Source organism: Myxococcales bacterium, from assembly GCA_016706225.1.
Lineage (GTDB): Bacteria > Myxococcota_A > Polyangia > Polyangiales > Polyangiaceae > JADJKB01.
In genome coordinates this window covers 1,152,313-1,170,335 of sequence record JADJKB010000021.1, presented here as the reverse complement: position 1 = coordinate 1,170,335, position 18,023 = coordinate 1,152,313, and the positions used below count along the sequence as shown (strand labels likewise).

At 67.3% G+C, this 18,023-nt stretch carries 13 protein-coding genes and 1 pseudogene; 8 read left to right on the top strand and 6 right to left on the bottom strand.

The window, feature by feature from the left end; genetic code table 11:
* Position 1: 1 nt before the first annotated feature.
* Both IPI67_29895 and IPI67_29890 read right to left on the bottom strand, forming a co-directional pair.
* Positions 2-1,444, bottom strand: coding sequence for a diguanylate cyclase (locus tag IPI67_29895; GenBank protein MBK7584405.1), 1,443 nt, complete (start codon positions 1,442-1,444; stop codon positions 2-4).
* Positions 1,441-1,854: a cupin gene (locus IPI67_29890; GenBank protein MBK7584404.1), complete on the bottom strand. Its 414-nt coding sequence runs from the start codon at positions 1,852-1,854 to the stop codon at positions 1,441-1,443. Before IPI67_29890 ends, IPI67_29895 begins: the two co-directional genes overlap by 4 nt.
* A gap of 26 nt (positions 1,855-1,880) precedes the next feature.
* Here IPI67_29890 and IPI67_29885 point away from each other — a divergent pair, with 26 nt between their 5' ends.
* A complete protein-coding gene (locus tag IPI67_29885) occupies positions 1,881-2,732 on the top strand; it encodes a patatin-like phospholipase family protein (protein ID MBK7584403.1) in 852 nt (283 codons plus the stop codon).
* 110 nt (positions 2,733-2,842) lie between these two features.
* A complete protein-coding gene (locus IPI67_29880; GenBank protein MBK7584402.1) occupies positions 2,843-4,492 on the top strand; it encodes a metallophosphoesterase in 1,650 nt (549 codons plus the stop codon).
* A 1-nt stretch (position 4,493) separates the two neighbouring features.
* Here the strand turns inward: IPI67_29880 and IPI67_29875 are convergent, their stop codons facing one another.
* Complete coding sequence (locus IPI67_29875; protein MBK7584401.1) at positions 4,494-4,769, bottom strand: hypothetical protein; 276 nt, start codon at positions 4,767-4,769, stop codon at positions 4,494-4,496.
* A gap of 121 nt (positions 4,770-4,890) precedes the next feature.
* On the opposite strand from IPI67_29875, the gene IPI67_29870 reads away from it, so the two are divergent.
* Positions 4,891-6,354, top strand: coding sequence for a protein kinase (locus IPI67_29870; GenBank protein MBK7584400.1), 1,464 nt, complete (start codon positions 4,891-4,893; stop codon positions 6,352-6,354).
* Positions 6,355-7,168: 814 nt separating this feature from the next.
* On the opposite strand, the gene IPI67_29865 is transcribed toward IPI67_29870, so the two are convergent.
* Positions 7,169-8,572, bottom strand: a complete 1,404-nt coding sequence (locus IPI67_29865; GenBank protein ID MBK7584399.1) for a sigma 54-interacting transcriptional regulator — start codon at positions 8,570-8,572, stop codon at positions 7,169-7,171.
* Between the two features lie 186 nt (positions 8,573-8,758).
* Here IPI67_29865 and IPI67_29860 point away from each other — a divergent pair.
* From IPI67_29860 to IPI67_29850, 3 genes and pseudogenes are all read left to right on the top strand, one after another.
* Positions 8,759-9,037, top strand: a pseudogene (locus IPI67_29860) (hypothetical protein).
* Between the two features lie 497 nt (positions 9,038-9,534).
* On the top strand, positions 9,535-10,572 hold the full coding sequence (locus tag IPI67_29855) for a 2-dehydropantoate 2-reductase (protein ID MBK7584398.1): 1,038 nt from the start codon (positions 9,535-9,537) through the stop codon (positions 10,570-10,572).
* A 48-nt stretch (positions 10,573-10,620) separates the two neighbouring features.
* The gene (locus IPI67_29850; protein ID MBK7584397.1) at positions 10,621-11,649 is read left to right on the top strand and encodes an aldo/keto reductase; all 1,029 of its coding nucleotides are present in this window, start codon (positions 10,621-10,623) and stop codon (positions 11,647-11,649) included.
* 22 nt (positions 11,650-11,671) lie between these two features.
* Here the strand turns inward: IPI67_29850 and IPI67_29845 are convergent, their stop codons facing one another.
* Positions 11,672-12,496, bottom strand: a complete 825-nt coding sequence (locus IPI67_29845) for a hypothetical protein (GenBank protein ID MBK7584396.1) — start codon at positions 12,494-12,496, stop codon at positions 11,672-11,674.
* A 148-nt stretch (positions 12,497-12,644) separates the two neighbouring features.
* Positions 12,645-13,697 (bottom strand): hypothetical protein, encoded by a 1,053-nt coding sequence (locus tag IPI67_29840; protein MBK7584395.1) that lies wholly within the window; start codon positions 13,695-13,697, stop codon positions 12,645-12,647.
* Positions 13,698-14,002: 305 nt separating this feature from the next.
* On the opposite strand from IPI67_29840, the gene IPI67_29835 reads away from it, so the two are divergent.
* Positions 14,003-16,504: a hypothetical protein gene (locus IPI67_29835; GenBank protein MBK7584394.1), complete on the top strand. Its 2,502-nt coding sequence runs from the start codon at positions 14,003-14,005 to the stop codon at positions 16,502-16,504.
* Positions 16,505-16,614: 110 nt separating this feature from the next.
* A complete protein-coding gene (locus IPI67_29830) occupies positions 16,615-18,006 on the top strand; it encodes a sigma-54-dependent Fis family transcriptional regulator (GenBank protein MBK7584393.1) in 1,392 nt (463 codons plus the stop codon).
* The last annotated feature ends 17 nt before the right edge of the window (positions 18,007-18,023 follow it).

Genomic DNA, 18,023 nt, shown 5'->3' with positions numbered 1-18,023 from the left:
GTCAGCGCACGCAGTTGCGGCCCGCGTGTTTCGCCTCGTAGAGCCGCGCGTCCGCGGCTGCGACCAGCGGTGAGAGCTCGGTCGCGTCCGTCGGCAGCTCCGCCACGCCGATGGAGACGGTGAAGCGGGGCAAACCCTGGCGCGTGCGCCCCACGTGCTCACGCAGCTCGTTCAGCAGCTTCAGGGCTGCGACCTTGGTGGTCTCGGGTAGGATGAGCAAGAACTCCTCACCGCCCCAGCGCCCCGCGCAGTCGGTCTTGCGCACGCGCGCCGTGAGATCCTCGGCGAACGCCCGCAGCACCGCGTCTCCGGTCTGGTGTCCGTGTTCGTCGTTCACCAGCTTGAAGTGGTCGAGGTCCAGCATTGCCAGGCTGAACGGGCGGCCGCTGCGGGCTGCTCGGGCGATTTCCTCGCCCAGACGCTCGTGCAAGTGTCGCCGATTGAAGAGCCCGGTCAGTGCGTCGCGGTTCGCGAGCTCCCGTAGTCGCTCCTCGCTCGCGCGGAGCATCGCCTCCACCCGTCGCTGGTGGGTGACGTCGCGGTAACTCCACACGCGCCCGATCACCTCGCCCCCCAGGCGCTGGGGTCGACTCGTGCGCTCGATGCTGCGCCCGTCCCGTAGCTCGATGAGATCGGTGGAGTCGCTCTCCGGGTCGCTGAAGATCGCGCGCGCGCGCTCGATGAATGGCTCGGGCTCGGTGGTCTGCTCGGCGAGGTAGCGAAGTCGCGCGCCACCGTCTCCATCCCGGCCGAGCAGCTCCTCGGACACCCCCCAGAGCTCGACGAAGCGCTGATTGTGGGTGACGGCCTTGCCGGCTCGGTCCACCGCCAGAATGCCCTCGCCCGTGGCGTCGAACGCCGCGCGCAGCAGCGAAAGGGACTCCGCCAGCTCTTTTTCGGTCTGCAGTCGCCGCTTGAGCTCGAGGGAGAGGGACACCAGGCTCGCCAGGTAACTCGCGGTGTTCTGCTCGTCGATGAAGAACTCGCGCTCCGGGCCGATGTGTTCGTGGCACAGCACTCCGACGATGCGACCCCCCGAGCGAATCGGCGCGTCGAGCATCGCGCCGATCCCGAGCGGCGTCAGGTAACTCTCACTGAACTCGGATGTTCTCGGATCGGTGTGGGCGTCCGTGGCGGCGATGACCTCCTCGGAGCCGAGCGCCTCGAAGTAGCGGGGATAGGTGCTGGCCGAGAGCTCGACGCCACGGCTGTGGCGGCTGGCGTTTCGTTCGTACAGATCTTCGCAGACCAGTCTGGCGCGAGCCTCGTCGAGCAACCAGACGCTGACACGCTCGACATCCATCGCCGAGACGGCGGTCTCCGTGATGACGCGCAACGCGTCGTCCAGATCCGCCTCGTGGTGACGCCAACCAGCGCCAATGGCGAGCAGCGCCGCCTGCTGGCGCTGGACACGAGACGGTAGGGAGCGAGGAGGCGAAGTCACGGGACCCCTGTCCGGGACCGGATCTCCGTACCAAGGCCCGCGGTGATGAAGAGCGCGGTGGCTTCGGCGTTCACGTCGGCAGTGTGCCAGACGCCGGGCGGGTTCACGATGGCTTGGTACGGTTCAAGGGTGACGGTCTTCACTGCCCCAGCGCTCTCCTGGTGCAGCACGATACGGCCCGCGAGGCAGACAACCAGCTCTTCGCCGTTCGGATGCATCTCCCACGAGTCCCAGGCTTTGCTGAAACTGTGAATCGCCACCAGGCGCCCTTCGGCGCCGTCGCCGGCGTTGCGCAGGCCGTACGCCTCGTACCAGCTCATGCCCGTGAACTCGGGTTGCCGTGCCACAGTGGCACCGAGTCCCAGGTGAACCGGGAATTTCGAGAGATCGAAGCTCGGGTCGGTCGGCATGTCACTCTAATATCACCGGAGAGAGCATGAGGGATCTGGGCTTGACCTTCGCTGGCGGCGGCAACCGGGCATTTTACCAGCTCGGGCTGATGAATCGCTGGCAACATCAGCTCTTGCCTCGCACGCGGGCTGTCGCCGCGTGCAGCGCCGGCGCCTGCGTGGCGGTAGTGCTGCTCTCGGGTCGGCAGGACGAGACCCGGGAGCGTTGGCACGAGCTCAGGAAGGGCCTCGACAAGAACTTCGACCCGCGGCGTTTGCTCGAAGGAAAGAACCCGGCGCCTCACGCGCGCATCTACCGGGAGCTTCTGCTGCACGCCATGCGCGACGGAGGACTCGAGCGTCTGCGTGCGCAACCTTTTCCCGTGCTGGTGCTCGCTTCCGGCATCCCGCGGCGCCTCCCGACTGCCGCGGCGCTTCTGCTCGGACTCGGCATGTATCGGCTGGAGCGGCGCCTGCACCCCGAACGGCTGCACCTGACGTATGCCCTGCGAGCGGGCTTCCGGTCCGTGGTGCGTGACGTGCGCGAATGTGTGACGGCCGAGCAGGTCGCCGACATCGTGCTCGCATCGTCCGCGACACCACCCTTCGTGCCGGTGGGGCGCGCCGGCGGTGAGCGGCTGATTGACGGCGGGCTGATCGACACCGCCCCAGCCTTCGTCGCCGAGCAGGTCGCGGGGGTTCGCCGCAATCTGGTGGTGTTGACCCGGCCGTGGACGCTCGCATCTTCGGCCAGCCACCGCTTCTATATCGGACCTCGGCGCCCCATCCGGGTGAGCGCTTGGGACTACACCGAAGGCCAGCAGGTCGAGCAGGTCATTGCTCAGGGCGAAGACGAGAGCCACGCCCACCAGCCCACGTTGAGCGAGCTGCTTGGCTGAGAAACCACCGGGCCTTTCAGGGCCTGTCGTGCCGACGCAGAGCAGGATACCTTCCGAGCGTGACCAACTGGCTGACTTTCAGTAGCGACGGGCAGACCGCCGACAAACAAATGCGCGCGGTCATCTTCTACCTGACGACCTTCGGGTACATCGACGGCGACTTCGATGACTCCGAAAAGACCTTCGTCCGTGGCTACATCCGAGAGCTCGTTGGCCATCGGGTCGCGGGCGCGGTCGCGGAGGACGACCCGGCGCTGCGGGCGGAGCTCACGCAGAAGTACACCACTCACTTCACCGAAGTGTTCGAGGGCATCGACCGGCAGGTGCGCGAGCTGTTCCACGAGGCGGTCGCCGCGGCCGAGAAACAAAACGACTTCGTGCACGCCAAGCTGAAGCTCCAGTGTTTCGAGATCTTCAAGAGCTTCGACAAGGAGAACCAAGAGCGGCTGATGGACACGGTCGATCAGTTGATCAACGCCGACGGGCACGTGCATCCGGCGGAGGCCAAATTCCGCGGTGAGCTGGCGGACTTGCTCGAGGAAGATCTTGGTGTCGAGCTGCTCGAGGACGGCGCGGAGCGACCTCCCGTATCCATCCATGGGGACACGACCATGATCCCGGTGGTCGAGAATCATCCGTTCTTCGACCAGTTCGAGCACAACTACGTTGCGCACCCGGAGCGGCTGAAACAACAGGTGCAGGCCGACGAGCAGCTCATGGACCGCTTCATGGCGGCGCTCGACGCTCAGCGGGCTGCAGCTCGCGGGACGCTCGCCGGGAAACAGAACGTGAGCGAGCTTGCCGGTCAGGATCCGTTCTTGGACGGGCATGTGTACGTGTGCCCCACCAAAGCAGGCGAGGACTACGAGCTCATCGTCGTGGGGGATCTGCACGGCTGTTACAGCTGTCTGAAGGCCGTGCTCATGCAGACCGACTTTTTTGGCAAGGTCGCCAGGTACCGAGAGAATCCGGCCACCAATCCGAACCCGAAGCTCGTCTTGCTCGGCGACTACATCGACCGCGGCATGTTCAGTTATCAGGGGGTGCTGCGCTCGGTGCTGCAGATCTTCGTCACCGCACCCGATCACGTCTACGTCTTGCGCGGCAACCACGAGTACTACGTGCAGCACGAGGGCAAGGTCTACGGAGCGGTGCGACCGTCCGAGGCCATGAACACACTGAAGCCCCACCTGTCACAGGAAGTGTTCGCCCACTACATGCAGCTCTTCGACGCCATGCCGACGAGCCTGTTGTTCGAGCGCTTCATCTTCGTACACGGCGGCCTGGCCAGGGATCTCACCCTGAAAGAGAAGTACAAGGACCTCTCCAGCCTGAACGACTGGGACATTCGCTTCCAGATGATGTGGAGTGACCCATCGAGCGCCGACGTGATCCCGGCCTCTCTGCAGGAGCAGTCCGCGCGCTTCCCGTTCGGGCGGCTGCAGAGTCAGGCGTTTCTGCAGCGCATCGGCTGTCACACGCTGGTGCGGGGTCACGAGAAGGTCGACGAAGGGTTCCGGCGTGCGTACGACGATCAGAACCAGCTGCTCCTGACCGTGTTCTCGGCGGGCGGCGCCACCAACGACGACTTGCCCGCTGACAGCAGCTATCGGAGCGTCACGCCGAAGGCGCTGATCATTCGCTTCAAGGATGGGCAGAGCAAACTCACGCCGCTCGAGATCGACTACGAGAGCTACAACGATCCGACGAAGAACCGCTTCTTCCAGGCGCCGATCGAGATCGAACACCGCTCGGGTTGAGTCAGGCTTTGTCGGGCACCAGGAACCAGAGCACGGCCAGGCCGACGCAGCTCAAGAGGCCGAGCAGGCCGACGTACCAGGGTTGGCCCTTGGCGCGCGCGAAGTTGATGCAGCCGAGCACGAAGATGACGTTACCGAACGTGATGAGCAAGGCAAAACCCTGCGCCAGACGCGGGCTCACGCCACCCAGTACGGCGTTGAGCGCAAAGCCGGCCAGCGCGATGATGAACCCGAGCCACATGCCGCTGAGGGCGGTCTTCTTCAAGGCGATGATCATGGAAGCCTCCGGTCGGGACCGACCCTAACATCGTCACAGCGCGAGCGGGAACGACGGCGGGGGGGCGAGTGAGCGGGAGGTGCTGGCCAAAGACCGGGCCGGCGCGCCATCATGCGGGTGAATGTCCGCGTCCGCCCGAGTGATCGAGTCCGAGGGGCGACGTTATCTGGTCGGTGACGAGATAGCGGCCGGCGGCATGGCGCGCGTGCACATCGGCGTGCAGCTGGGCGCGGGAGGATTTCGGCGGGTCGTGGCCATCAAGCAGCTGCACCCACACTTGGCGAAGGACCCCGAGTTCCTGACGATGTTCCTGGACGAGGCGCGCATGGCCTCGCGCGTCCATCACCGCAACGTCGTGCATACACTGGACGTCATCGCGAACGGCACCGACGTGCTCTTGGTGATGGAATACGTCGCCGGCGCGAGCCTCTCCGCGGCGCTGCTGCAAGCGCGCCGCAAACACGAGAGCGTGCCGTTCCCGATCGCGGTGGCGATCACCTGTGATTCGTTGCGGGGACTGGCCGCTGCCCACGGTGCGCTCGACTCACGAGGGCATCCGCTCGAGCTGGTTCATCGCGACGTCTCTCCCCAAAACGTGCTGGTAGGCCTGGACGGCGTCTCCCGCCTGGCAGACTTCGGCGTTGCAAAGGCGCGGGGTCGGCTGCAGGTCACCGAGGAGTCGAAGCTCAAGGGAAAGCTGGCCTACATGGCGCCGGAGCTGCTTCGCGGCGAGGAGGCCAGCCCCGCGAGCGACGTCTTTGGCATGGGTGTCGTGCTGTGGGAGATGCTGGCGGGGCGCCGGCTCTTTGGTAGCAAGAACGAGGCGGAGACGATCGGCAAGATCCTGAGCGCGGCAGTTCCGGCGCTGGGAAGTCTGCGCGCGGATGTGCCGGACGTGTTGGACCGGACCGTGCGACGCGCGCTCGACGCGGTGCCCGAGGCTCGCCCACGCTTGGCCGACGAGCTGGCTCGTGAGCTCGAGAGCAGCGTGTCGCCCGCGAGTCCCGTGGTGGTGCAAACTTGGCTGGAGGCGTTGCTCGGCGAGCCACTGCAAGAGCGAGCGGCGATCCTGGCGCGCGCTCAGGCGATGGGTCTGCCTGCAGTCGTCGAACATCCGGAGCCGCCGAGTGCCCCTGCTACTTCGCTCCCCACCTCGCCCGTTGGAACAGCGACCCCGTCGCGGCGTGTCCCTGTCTTGGTCGTCGTTGGCACAGCGCTGCTCGCTACGTGTGCACTCGCGGTCGGGCTAAACTGGCGCCCGACTCGTCCAGTTGCGCTCCCCTCGACGTCCGGAGCGCCGTTACCCGATCCTCCCAGCCCAATCGCGTCGGCTCTTCCGCCTGCGTTGGCAATCGCGAGCATCGAGGTCGAGCCGCCCACTCCGCCGTCGGCCTCGGCGCTCAGCAGTGCCGTCGGTCAGGTTCGGGCGCTGCCCGCCCGACGACCCGTGAAGAGCGCAGCCGGCGCGAGGCCAGCTCCCACGAGCCCGGGCGGTGCGACTCCTCCGGGCGGGACCAAGCGCGATCCTCGCTGCTACTCCGTCGACGCGAACGGGATCTGGAAGATCAAGCCCGAGTGCCTGTGACTCGTGCGTCGAGCTTTACCTCCCACCACAACGCGTGAAAGGCTGTGCTTCTTGCTGCGTCGCGCCGTCTTCACCACCGTACTGCTCTCGGCCTCGCTCTCGGCCGCTGCGGAGCCGAGCAAACAGGCCTGTGTGGATGCCTATGCAAAGGGGCAAGAGCAGCGGAAGGGCGGCGCGCTCGTCGAGGCGCGCGACGCGTTCCGGACCTGCAGCGCGGAGGCCTGCCCCGGCTTGGTACGGAATGACTGTGTGCAGTGGCTGAGCGAGGTGGAGGTCGCGTTGCCCAGCATCGTGGTGGCCGTGCGCGACGCTCAGGGCCGCGATGTGCCTGATGCAAGCGTGTTCTTGGACGACAAGCCGGTGGCAGGTTGGTCGCGCGGCAGGGCAATCGAGCTCTCGCCGGGGCAACATCGGCTGCGGGTGGAGCGGGGGGCTGGCAGTGCGGTCGAGCAGTCTGTCGTCGCGAGCGTCGGCGAGAAGAATCGCCTCATCAGGATCACCGCACCCGAGCCCGTCACTCGGACCAGCCCTGCAGCGTTACCGACGTCCGACTCTCGCAGCGGACCACCGACCTGGTCGCTGATCGTAGGGGGCCTGGGGCTCGGCGCAATCGGCGGCGGCGCGGTCGTCGATGTCACAGCCAGCTCGCGCCTGCGGAGCCTGCGCGACGACTGCGCGCCGCGCTGTACGGAGAGCGAGGTCGACTCGGTGAAACGACAGATGCTGATCGGCGACGTGTTGATCGCAGTCGGGGCGATCGCTGTTGGCGTCGCGACCTGGGGCTGGCTCGGCGCCGAGCGGCAGCCGGCTGGGGTCAGCGCGAGCGCTTCGAGGGGGGAGGGGGTGGCTCCACGCCCACTCCGGATGTCGGCTCGGCTTCGGCGCGACCCCGGATCCCGTACTCCGCCATCAGCCGATGGAGCGAGCGGCGGTGAACGCCGGCGAGCTCCGCGGCGCGAGTGACACTGCCTGTCGCACGGCGCAGAAGTCCGGTCGTGTAGAGCTGCTCGAGGTAAGCGTTCCAGACTTCTCGTGCCTCTTTGAGCGGCAAGTCGAAGGGGATGAAGGCCTCCAGGCCCGGGGGCGTCGGCGCCTGCTCGCCAGCTAGGCCTGGTGTTCGGTTGCCGACGCCGCCGAGCGCAACGCTGCGCTCCATGAAATTCCGGAGCTCACGCACGTTGCCCGGCCAGGCACGCCCGAGCAGCCCGGCAACGAAGCCCGCCGGAAGCCGGTCCTTCGTGCCGGACAGCTCCTCGAAGAAATGTTGCGCGAGCATGGGGATGTCCTCGCGCCGCGCGCGCAGCGCGGGCAGCTGTACCTCGATCACCGCCAGGCGGTAGTAGAGATCTTCGCGAAACGTCCCGGCGTTGATCGCGCGTGCGAGTGGACGGTTCGTTGCCGCCACGATTCGTACGTCGACACGGCGGGGTGCGTTCGAGCCCACCCGTCGAACTTCGCGAGACTCGAGGGCCCGCAGCAATTTGGGTTGCAGTGAGACCGGCAGCTCACCGATCTCGTCCAGGAACAACGTCCCGCCGTGGGCCTCTTCGAACAAACCCGAACGATCGCTGATTGCTCCACTGAAAGCGCCGCGCACGTGCCCGAACAACTCGCTCTCGATCAGATTCTCGGGAAGTGCCCCGCAGTCGACGGTGACGAATGCGCCCGCACTGCGAGCCGAGGCATCGTGCAGGGCGCGAGCCACGGCTTCCTTGCCCGTCCCCGTCTCGCCTTGCACCAGCACGGTCGCGTCGGTGGTCGCACAGCGCTCGAGCACGCCGTACACGCGGCGCATGGCGAAGCTTGCGCCCAGCAGCGGGCCAAAGCGGGTGGCGAGAGAGAGCGCGACCGGAACTGGTTCGGTCGCGAGCTCGATGCGCAGAGCGGTCGAGCCCAGCACGAGGGTCGAGCCTGCGCGCAGCTCGGCATCGTAGACTCGTACGCCGTCGAGCAGGACCCCGTTGGTGCTGTCGAGGTCGATGATGCGTGCGCCCTGGGGTTCGATCTGGATCTCACAGTGGAGTCTTGAAACGGTGGGATCGGGGAGCTGTACGTCGCAGCTCGGTGCGCTGCCGACGCGGGTCGCTCCCGAGGCGAGGCGCCAGGACGTGCCTAGACCCGCGCCCGAGAGCACGTGCAGGTCGAAGGAGGCGACCGCGACGCCCGACATTGATCCGAGGTGCTGGGTGACGGTGTCGTCGCTCGGGTTCGGCGGCATGACGCGGCGCTCAGCTTTGCGCCAACCGCGCGAGCGGTCCACCAAATCAACCCCACCAAAATGGTAAGCTGTCCCCTCGCCATGGCAGACGCCCACCGAACCCCCGCGCGATCGTCAAAGCTGGCGCTGATCCCGGTTCTAGCCGGGCTCTCCCTCGGCTGCTCCCTGGTCTCGGATTTCGACGGCCTGAGTGGCGCCGAAGGCGCGAGTGGGGGCGTGTCGGGTCAAGGCGGCAGCGCAGGTAGCTCGGGCGGGAACGCAGGCGCTTCGGGTGGCGGCGGCTTCGGGGGGAACAGCGGCTCGGGCGGCACGGGTGGAGCAACGGGCGGCACGGGCGGAGCAACGGGCGGCACGGGTGGAGCAACGGGCGGCACGGGTGGAGCAACGGGCGGCACGGGCGGAGCAACGGGCGGCACGGGCGGAGCAACGGGCGGCACGGGCGGAGCAACGGGCGGCACGGGTGGCACGGGTGGAGCAACGGGCGGCACGGGTGGTACCACGGCGCCGCTCAGCCTCGTGCCGACGTCGGACGTCGCGAAGGTCGATGTGTACACCGCGGGCGCGTGTAGCAACCCAAACTACTTCGCGTGTGTCGACGACGGCACGACCTTCGTCGCGGCCGACGCTGCTGCATCGTTCGTGCGACTTGCTACCGGATTCCTCACGGGGTCTCACACCTGCGGGTACGTGTCGGCGCCTTCGGCGGGGCACTCGAAGGTCACAGTGAACTTCCGCGGTCGCGGCAACGGCACCACGGGCACGGTGAAGCTCACCGTGTACGACGGCAGCACCAAGCTTGGTCAGACCGGCACCATCGCGCTTCCGGATGCCTGGACCGACGTGACCCAGTCCTTCCCTCTGTCGAGTCCGCCCGCTACGCTGCAGCTCCGCACCGAGGCGCTGTTCACGCAGGCCAACGCGGCCGGTTGGGTTGGTTACACCATCATCTGGCTCACGCTGGAGTGAGCCTGGCCGTTCAAGTGCTGAACATCGGTGTCATCGGGGCCGGATCGATCGGCTGCTGGGTCGGCGGCATGCTCGCCAGCGCAGACGTGGGTCACGTCACGTTCGTGGGCCGGCAACGGGTTCGTGACGAAATTGCGGAGCACGGGCTGATCGTTCGCGGCATGGACGACGCTGGAGCGCCGGTGCCACCGGAGCGGTACAGTTTCGTCACCGATGCGAAGGGGCTCGCCGCTTGTGAGCTCGTGCTCTGTTCGGTGAAGAGCGCCCAGACCGACGAGGCCGGTGCGACCCTAGCAGGAGTGCTCGGGAGGTCCGCGGTCGTGGTCAGCCTGCAGAATGGCCTTGGCAACGCCAAGGCTCTGCGTTCGAAGCTGGGCGACCGACGCGTCGTCGCGGGCATCGTCGGCTTCAACGTCGTGTCGCGCGGAGGCGGTGTATTCCAGCGCACGATGAGCGGCCCGTTGACGTTCGAGCGTTGTGAGCACCCGGGTTGGCGCGCGGCGCTCGACGGGCTCGGGCGCCTCCGGGTCGAGCTCGAAGAGCTGGATGACATCGCTCCGGCGCAGGCGACGAAGCTCTTGATCAACCTCAACAACGCCGTCAGCGCGATCTCCGGGGCGCCGACTCGTGAGCTGCTGGCGTCGGCCGGCTACCGGCGGATCGTGGCGGCGCTCGTCGAGGAGGGTCTGCTCGTGCTGCGCGCGGCGGGTTACCGTCCGGCGCGCCTGCGCGGTGTCCCGGTGGGCTGGATGCCGCCCGTGTTGCGCCTGCCGTCGCCCATCGTCCGTGTCGTGCTCCGGGCGCAGATGCGGGTTGATGCCGAGGCACGCTCGTCGATGTGGGAAGACCTGACGCGCGGTCGTCCAACCGAGGTCGACTGGCTGAACGGGGAGATCGTGCGACTGGCAGACAAGTCGGGGGTGAGCGCGCCGCTCAATCGCAGGCTGGTCGAGCTGGTTCACGACGCCGAGCGCGCGGGTCGCGGCCCGGTGGGCATGAGCGCCGAACAGCTGTGGAGGGCGCTGACGGCCTGATGGCGGAGCGATGAGCTCGGCGCGCGAGATCGGGTATCGTGCTGCACCATGGAATACCGGAATCTCGGCAGCAGCGGCGTCAAGGTCTCTAGCCTGTGTTTCGGCGCGATGACCTTCGGTGAGGCGGACGACAAGTCCTTCATGCACCAGATCGGGAGTGACGAGGCCACGAGCCACGCGTTGCTCGACCGGGCCCTCGACGCGGGGGTCAACTTCATCGACACCGCCGACGTGTACGGCCAAGACGGCCTCTCGGAACGTGTGCTCGGTGCGTGGTTCGCGAAGGGCAGCGGACGGCGAGAGAAGGTCGTCCTGGCGACCAAGTTTCGCTTCACGATGGGGGACAGCGCGAACAAGAGCGGCGCCTCTCGCTATCGCATCGTGCGCTGCGTCGAGGAAAGTTTGCGCCGACTGCGCACGGACCGCATCGACCTGTATCAGATCCACATGCAGGACATCACGACTCCGGAGGAGGAGACCGTGCGCGCGCTCGACGACCTGGTGCGCGCGGGCAAGGTCGTCTACCTCGGAGCGTCGAACTACGCCGCGTACCGGCTGGTCGACAGCCTGTGGATCGCAAAGCACGAACACCGCGCTCGTTTCGTGACGCTCCAGGCCCAGTACAGCCTCGTGGTGCGGGACCTCGAGCGCGAACACCAGCCGCTCTGCCGCGCGTTCGGCCTCGGGATCTTGCCCTGGTCTCCGCTGGCCGGAGGTTTTCTCAGCGGCAAATATCAGCGCGGGGCGGCGGCGCCGGAGGGGTCGCGCTTCAAGAAGCTCGAAGCCCGCTACGCCCGCTTCGACACCGACAAGAATTGGAAGATCGTCGATGCCGTCGCGAGCATCGCGAAGGAAACTGGTGCCAGCCCGTCCCAGGTGGCGCTGGCGTGGGTGCTCAGCCGAGATTGTGTGTCGAGCGTCATCTTCGGCGCGCGTTCGACGGCGCAGCTCGATGACAACCTGGCGGCTGCGTCCCTGGTGCTCGACGCCGAGCACCGGCGCTTGCTCGACGATGCGAGCTCCATCGAGCTCGGCTATCCCTACGGTTTCATGTCCGACATCCAGGGGCGCTGGTAGGGCTTGCGTGACCCTGCGTCCGTCAGCCGTCGGTCACGAAGCGCACGGTCGGCGGGCGAGCCTTGAAGGGCGGCGTCTTCAACAGCAGGTGGAGCAGCGTTGCGGCGCCCAGGAACTCGCCGTTCGAGCCGAGCACGATCACGTTGGCACACCGCCCCCCCGGACCGGCGCAGCGAGTGGCCACCCAGCTCGCCGCGGCATCGATACCGAGCGCTTGCTCCGAGGTCTGAACGAGCACGGAGTTCTGCTTGACCTGCGCCAAGTAGCGCCCGCTGTCGTTGCGCGTCACCCAGAGCTCGGTGGGCGCAAGATCCTCGGCGTCCGGACGCGGCGGACCCGGCACGTCGTAGTACAGCTCGAGCTCGATGCCGCCGGAGCGAAAGCGGAGGTTCGGGTAGCCCGCGTACGCGGTCGTCATCAGAGCAGCCGCGCCCGTGCCAAAGTCGCACATGGGATCGATGTCGAGCTTGGGACGAGCGTCGAAGCTCTGGCCCGGGTGGCTCTGCTTCCAGGTCTCGCGATTCTGCTTGAGGGCGCCAAAGAGGCCGTTGATGCGGCGGGCCTTGCCGATCGGCAGAGCTGCCTCCGTTGCGACGAGCTTGCCGTTCAGGCGCACGCCCTTCGGTCGGACCTCGATGCTCGGCTCCAGGTGCTCCGGACAGGGGTACTTGTCGTCCGCCGCCAGCTCCTGCAGGCGCAGCAGGTCGTCTCGGTCGAGCTCCCCCGCGCATTTCGGGGTTCGCTTGCAGGCGACGCACACCGAAAGCGCGAGCAAGAAACTGAGCACGAGCGCGAGGCCGCGGAGCGCGGTACCAGAGTCCCGGAGTGTGTGGCCCGACCGCGCCATGGCCGGACCAGCTTCGCACGAACTCGATGTCACCGGCTCGTCCGGAAACCTGCGCGGCCCCCCGCCCCAAACGCTGACCCACTACTGGGTGCAGAACTTCGGCAGCCAGTGAGGCGTGGCTCGCGCCTTCGCGCTCGCGCGCGTGGATTCACGTCGCCGGGCACCCGGCCTTCGTCTGCGGATAGTACTTGGTCGATTTATTGATCGCGCAGTTGGCGGGGCCGAGGGCAGGCCCGGGTTGGCTCGAGCAGAGCAGCGTCCCGGTCACCTTGCCGGCGCCGCATTTGTCCCCCTCTTGGAAGTAGACGACGGACCCGCCGTCGTTCGCGACGCATCCGCGTGCGTCCCCGCCCGCCATCGTGATCTGGCAGCCCACTGCGTAGGGCGCTTGCGGTGGGCACTTGGCCGTCACGCAATCGCCGTCGATGTTGACCGGGAGATCGATGGTGCAGCCCTCGTCGATCTGACCGTCACAGTCGTCGTCGATCTTGTTGCCGCAGATCTCCGTGGTCGGCATCACGCCGCCCTGGCAGTCGCCCCAGGTCCCGTTCACACAGGTGTGGGTGCCCGGCGTGCAAGCGCCGGCTTGTACGCCGCAAGGTTGGACGTCGCCGTTGCAGCAGCCGCAGCTCTCGTCGATCTGCCCGTTGCAGTCCTCGTCCACCGAGCCCTCGCAGACCTCCATCGTGGGGGGCACCCAGCCCGTGCACGGCCCCCACTGTGGGAACTCCCCCGTCGTCGCACATTGCTGGGTCGCCTTGACGCACTTGCCCTGTCCGGCTGCCCACGCCGGCCCTCCATAACAAGGCTGGCTCGAGCCGGCCACGCACGAGCAGCCCTCGTCCACGAAGCCGTTCGCGTTGTCGTCGAGCCCGTTGCCACACTGTTCGGGACCGCCGTTGCCGGCACCACCCGGTCCGGTCGCACCGCCACCGTCGCTCTGACAACCGATCTGGCCCCCCGCGCCAGCTGACGCCGCGCTGCCGCCCGCGGCGCCGCCGCTGGAGCTCCCGCCCGAGTTGTTGCCGCCCAGCGTGATGCCACCACCGCCTCCGCTGCTCGCGCCTCCGCTGCTCGCGCCTCCGCCGCCGAGGTTCACCTGGCCGCCTCCCCCGGCGATGCCGCCCTCGTCGTTGGCGCCCGCGCTGCACGCGGTCGCGAAGGCAAGTCCGAGCAGCCATGCGTAGAGACCCCGTTGCATGTCTGAAGCCTACGCTCTTTTCTCCGCACTGGCCGGAGGCTCGCGCTCCCTTCCACCGCGATCGGTAGGACCCAGGCCCCCTGAACCGCGCGAGTGCAGGCGGTTGCACTCCGGCGCAAGGCGCTGCAGCCGGACCGGTGCACGCTCTTGCACACGCGCCTGCGACTCCGGCATTTACCGGGGATTTTCCCCGGAAAGAAGGCCGGCACGGCGGTTGCTCTAGTCCCCTTCGAGCACGGGGAACCGAGCGGGCCACGGCGGTCCGCAGGGCCTCGTGCACCCCGCGAATTAGGAGACACACGAATATGGTCCGCCCGCACACGTACTCATCCCTGGTCCTCTTGGCTGCTCTCGCAACGGCTTGCTCCGGTGGCGTTGGGTCGTCGTCGAACGCATCGAAGGACCCGACCGCAGCCGGCGCCGAGGATCCGCACTCGGACAGCGACGGCGACGGCGTGATCGCGGCGGACGATCACTGCCCCGGTACGAGCACCGACAAGAGCAAGTGGGCCGACAGCCAAGGTTGCTCCGAGAGCCAGGACGGCGACAACGATGGCCTGTCGACGGATGAGGATCTCTGCCCGAACACGCCGGCGGGTGAGCAGGTCGACGGCAATGGTTGCTCCGACTCACAAAAGGCGGCGGCCGGGAACGGCAGCGGCGGAGCTGGTGGCGCCAGCGCCGGTGCCGGTGGCGCCAGCGCGGGCGGCGGCGGTTCGAAGTCCCTCAAAGACTGGCAGCCGAGCGACGACGGCAAGGCGGCCGCTAACGGCTTCGTCACCTTCGTGCTCGATCCGAAGGGGCCGGTCCCCGCGGTGCTGAAGACGCTCGAGAAGAACGTCACCAAGCTGGCGAACGGCTTCGAGCTCAGCGGAACCATCATGGTCGACGCGCCGAACAACGAACACATCACGCTCGCCGAAGCCAAGGTCAAGCTCGGGTACGACTCGACCAAGGGTGAGGGCCTCCAGAGCTTCGAGGGCACCGTTCGGGTCCCGTTCCCGGGCAGCGGCTTCATGCAGGGCGTCAAGGTCGACGATCTCGTCTATGCCTCCGTTGGCTACCAGCGCGGCAAGGACATCCAGAACGTCGACGCGCCGCTGAAGGACGAGCGGAAGTACTTCTACTTCACGTTCTCGGCCGGCCTGTCCGCGAGCATCGGCGACATGAGCATCTCGGCTGCAGGTGGCCAGAGCGTCACCATGACCCTGGACCCGTCGGATCCGTCCTTCTTCCTTCGGGCTTCGCTGGCTGGATTCATGGGTCCCGTCGACGACGCGAGCGTCGGTTTCTCGCTCGGCGGGCACCTGCCTTTCACGCCGGAGAACACCTGGGGCCTCGACGCGAGCAAGGCGACCTTCGACGGTCACATGTGGATCGGCGGCAAGCTCAACCTGAACTTCGCCAAGCTGCCCATCGCCATCGGCGGCAACACGGTCGTCGACTTCGACCCGAACGACGACGGCAAGACCATGTTCCAGGGGGCGACCGATGGCGCGACCTACGGCTCGAACGCCGAGATCGACGTGAGTGTCGACGCGAAGGTCTTCTCCATCGAGCTGCCCATCGCCAAGGCGACCACCGTTGCTCACGTCGGTCAGGACGGCGCGTGGGCCATGTACTCCGGCAAACTCCAGGGTGGGAATGCCTGGATGCCGCAACAGTACGTGCCGATCAAGTACACCGCCGAGCTGAAGGTCGCGGGTTACGCCTCCAGCGACATCGAGCAGAGTTACTTCTCGGCCGAGGGCGAGATGAGCCTGAACGCCCAGAAGCTCGGCGAGTGGACCGGTCTGAACCTGTCGGAGCTCGCCATGGTGCAGGCATCGCTGCACGCCGACCGCAAGGGTGTGCTCCTCACGGGCAAAGCGGCCACCACGCTCAGCCCCGGTCTCGGTCTGAATGGCGACGTCGACGCCGAGGCCTTCTTCAACGGCAACCCGAACGACTGGTACGTCACCCTGGACGGGCAGCTCGCGGTCAAGGGGATCGATCTGTCGGCGAACGCTCACGCCAAGCTGAACAAAGACGGCCTGTTCGTCAGCGGCAAGATGAGCACGCCGATCTCGCTGATCGAGATGAGCGGCAACATCACCAGCGCTGGCGTCGATCTGACCGGGCATGCCGAGGTCGAAATTCCCATCGTGGCGGGCAAGGAAGTCGCGCAGTGGGTGACCGACAAGGCCGTGTGTGGCGCCGAGGTGATCACCGACGCGGCGGTCTGCGGGTACCAGACCGTGACTAGCGGTGCACAGTGCGGCGTCACGGCGGTCACCAGCGTGGCTCAGTGCGGGTCGAAGACCGTGACCAGCGCGGCTCAGTGCGGCACGCAGTACGTGACCAGTGGTGCCGTGTGTGGTTACAAGACGGTGACCAGTGCAGCTCAGTGCGGCGTCAACTACTTCTCCGACCTGGCGCACTGCGGCTGGCAATGTGTATCGACCGGGAACTGCTCGTGCAGCGCGCCCAAGACCTGTCAGGTTGCCGCGAGCTGCAATGCACCCAAGACCTGCAGCGTGGCGGCAACCTGCAACGTGCCGAACACCTGCAGCGTTCCCGGATCGTGCGAAAAGGTGAAGACCTGTGAGCAGAAGCTGATCGTTCCGGACTTCGACTACGGCACGTTCAAGGGCTCAGTGACGGTGAAGATCGGCAACAGCGGCCTCTACGGCAACGCGAGCGGGCAGTACTGCCCCAAGAGCGGAAGCTGCACCACGATCGGCAGCGGTACGGTCAAGGCGACGAGCGGCGGCCCCGAGGCGTGTGTGACGATCGCCGGGCTCGGGGAGTTCTGCGCAAAGATCTGAGGCGAAGAAAACGAGACTGAGGACGCGGCGCCGGTTCCCGAGAGGGAGCCGGCGTCGGTGCGTTTGTGGTGATCGCTCCGAACGGTGACTTGGGTTACAAGAGCATTGACATGCGCCCGCGCAGCCTGAGCCTTCTGATTGCAGCCACCGACGACGCTGCCGCCCACGAGCTGGCGGGGCTAGCGGCGGACGCAGGCGTCGCGCCGCGGCGGGTGCAGAACGGCGGGAGCGCCCTCGAGCTGCTGCGCGCGGGTGACTTCGATGCGCTCGTGTGCGACCTCACGTTGCCGGACATGGCGGTGGCCGAGCTCGTGGCCGAGGTGCAAAAGCTCGATGCGAGCCTGCCGGTGGTCGTCATGGTCGAGGCCGGGCGCATCGGTGAAGGGGTCGCCGCCGTGCGGGCCGGGGCCAGCGACTTCCTGCGCAAACCCCTCGACCGTGAGGAGGTCAACTACGTCGTCGACAAGGTGCTGCGCGGCGCGACGGCGGACGACGACGAGCCGCCGCGCTCCATGGTCATGCCGCCCGAGCTGCGGATGATCGGCGGGTCGAAGGCGATGCTGGACCTGACGCAGACGCTGAGACGCGCGGCAGACGGCATCGCGACCGTGCTCATCCGGGGCGAGAGCGGCTCCGGCAAAGAGCTGGTTGCACGCCAGGTCCACCAGCTCAGCCCGCGTCGCAGCGGGCCCTTCGTGAAGGTGCACTGCGCCGCGCTGCCCGACAACCTGCTCGAGAGTGAGCTGTTCGGGTACGAGAAGGGTGCGTTCACCGGGGCGACCGCGCGAAAACCGGGGCGGGTGGAGCTGGCCGAAGGCGGCACGTTGTTCCTGGACGAGATCGGTGACATCAGCGCTGCGACGCAGGTGAAGCTGTTGCGGGTCCTGCAAGACCGACAGTACGAGCGGCTGGGCGGCACCGAGACTCTCGACGCCGACGTGCGTTTCGTCGTGGCCACCCACCGCGATCTCGACGCGATGGTGCGTGAGGGCAGCTTTCGCGCGGATCTCTTCTACCGCTTGAATGTCGTTTCGCTGGAGGTGCCGCCGCTGCGAGCGCGACCCGACGACATCGAGCCTCTCGCGCTGCACTTCTGCGACAGCGTTGCGAAGGCCAATGGGCGGGCGGGGGTCGCCCTCGACGTGGACGCGCTCGGTGTCCTCCGGCATCAGCCGTGGCCAGGCAACGTGCGCCAGCTTCAGAACTTCATCGAACGGCTGGTCGTCTTGAGCAAGGCGCCCCGCGTGCGCAAGAGCGACGTGGAACACGAGCTCTCGCGCCAGGCCGGGCCCGCGGGGTTTGCCGAAGCGGAGGGGCTTGCACCAAAGGTCTCGCTCGAGAGCACGGCCATCGATCTGTCGCAGGCCGTCAGCAAGGCCGAGCGTCGTGCCATCGCTCGCGCCCTGGAAAAGGCAGCCGGCAACCGCAACCTCGCCGCGCGCTTGCTCGGGATCAGCCGCCGGAGCCTGTACTACAAGCTCGAAGAACACGGCATCGAGTAGCGGCGCTCGCGTTCGCG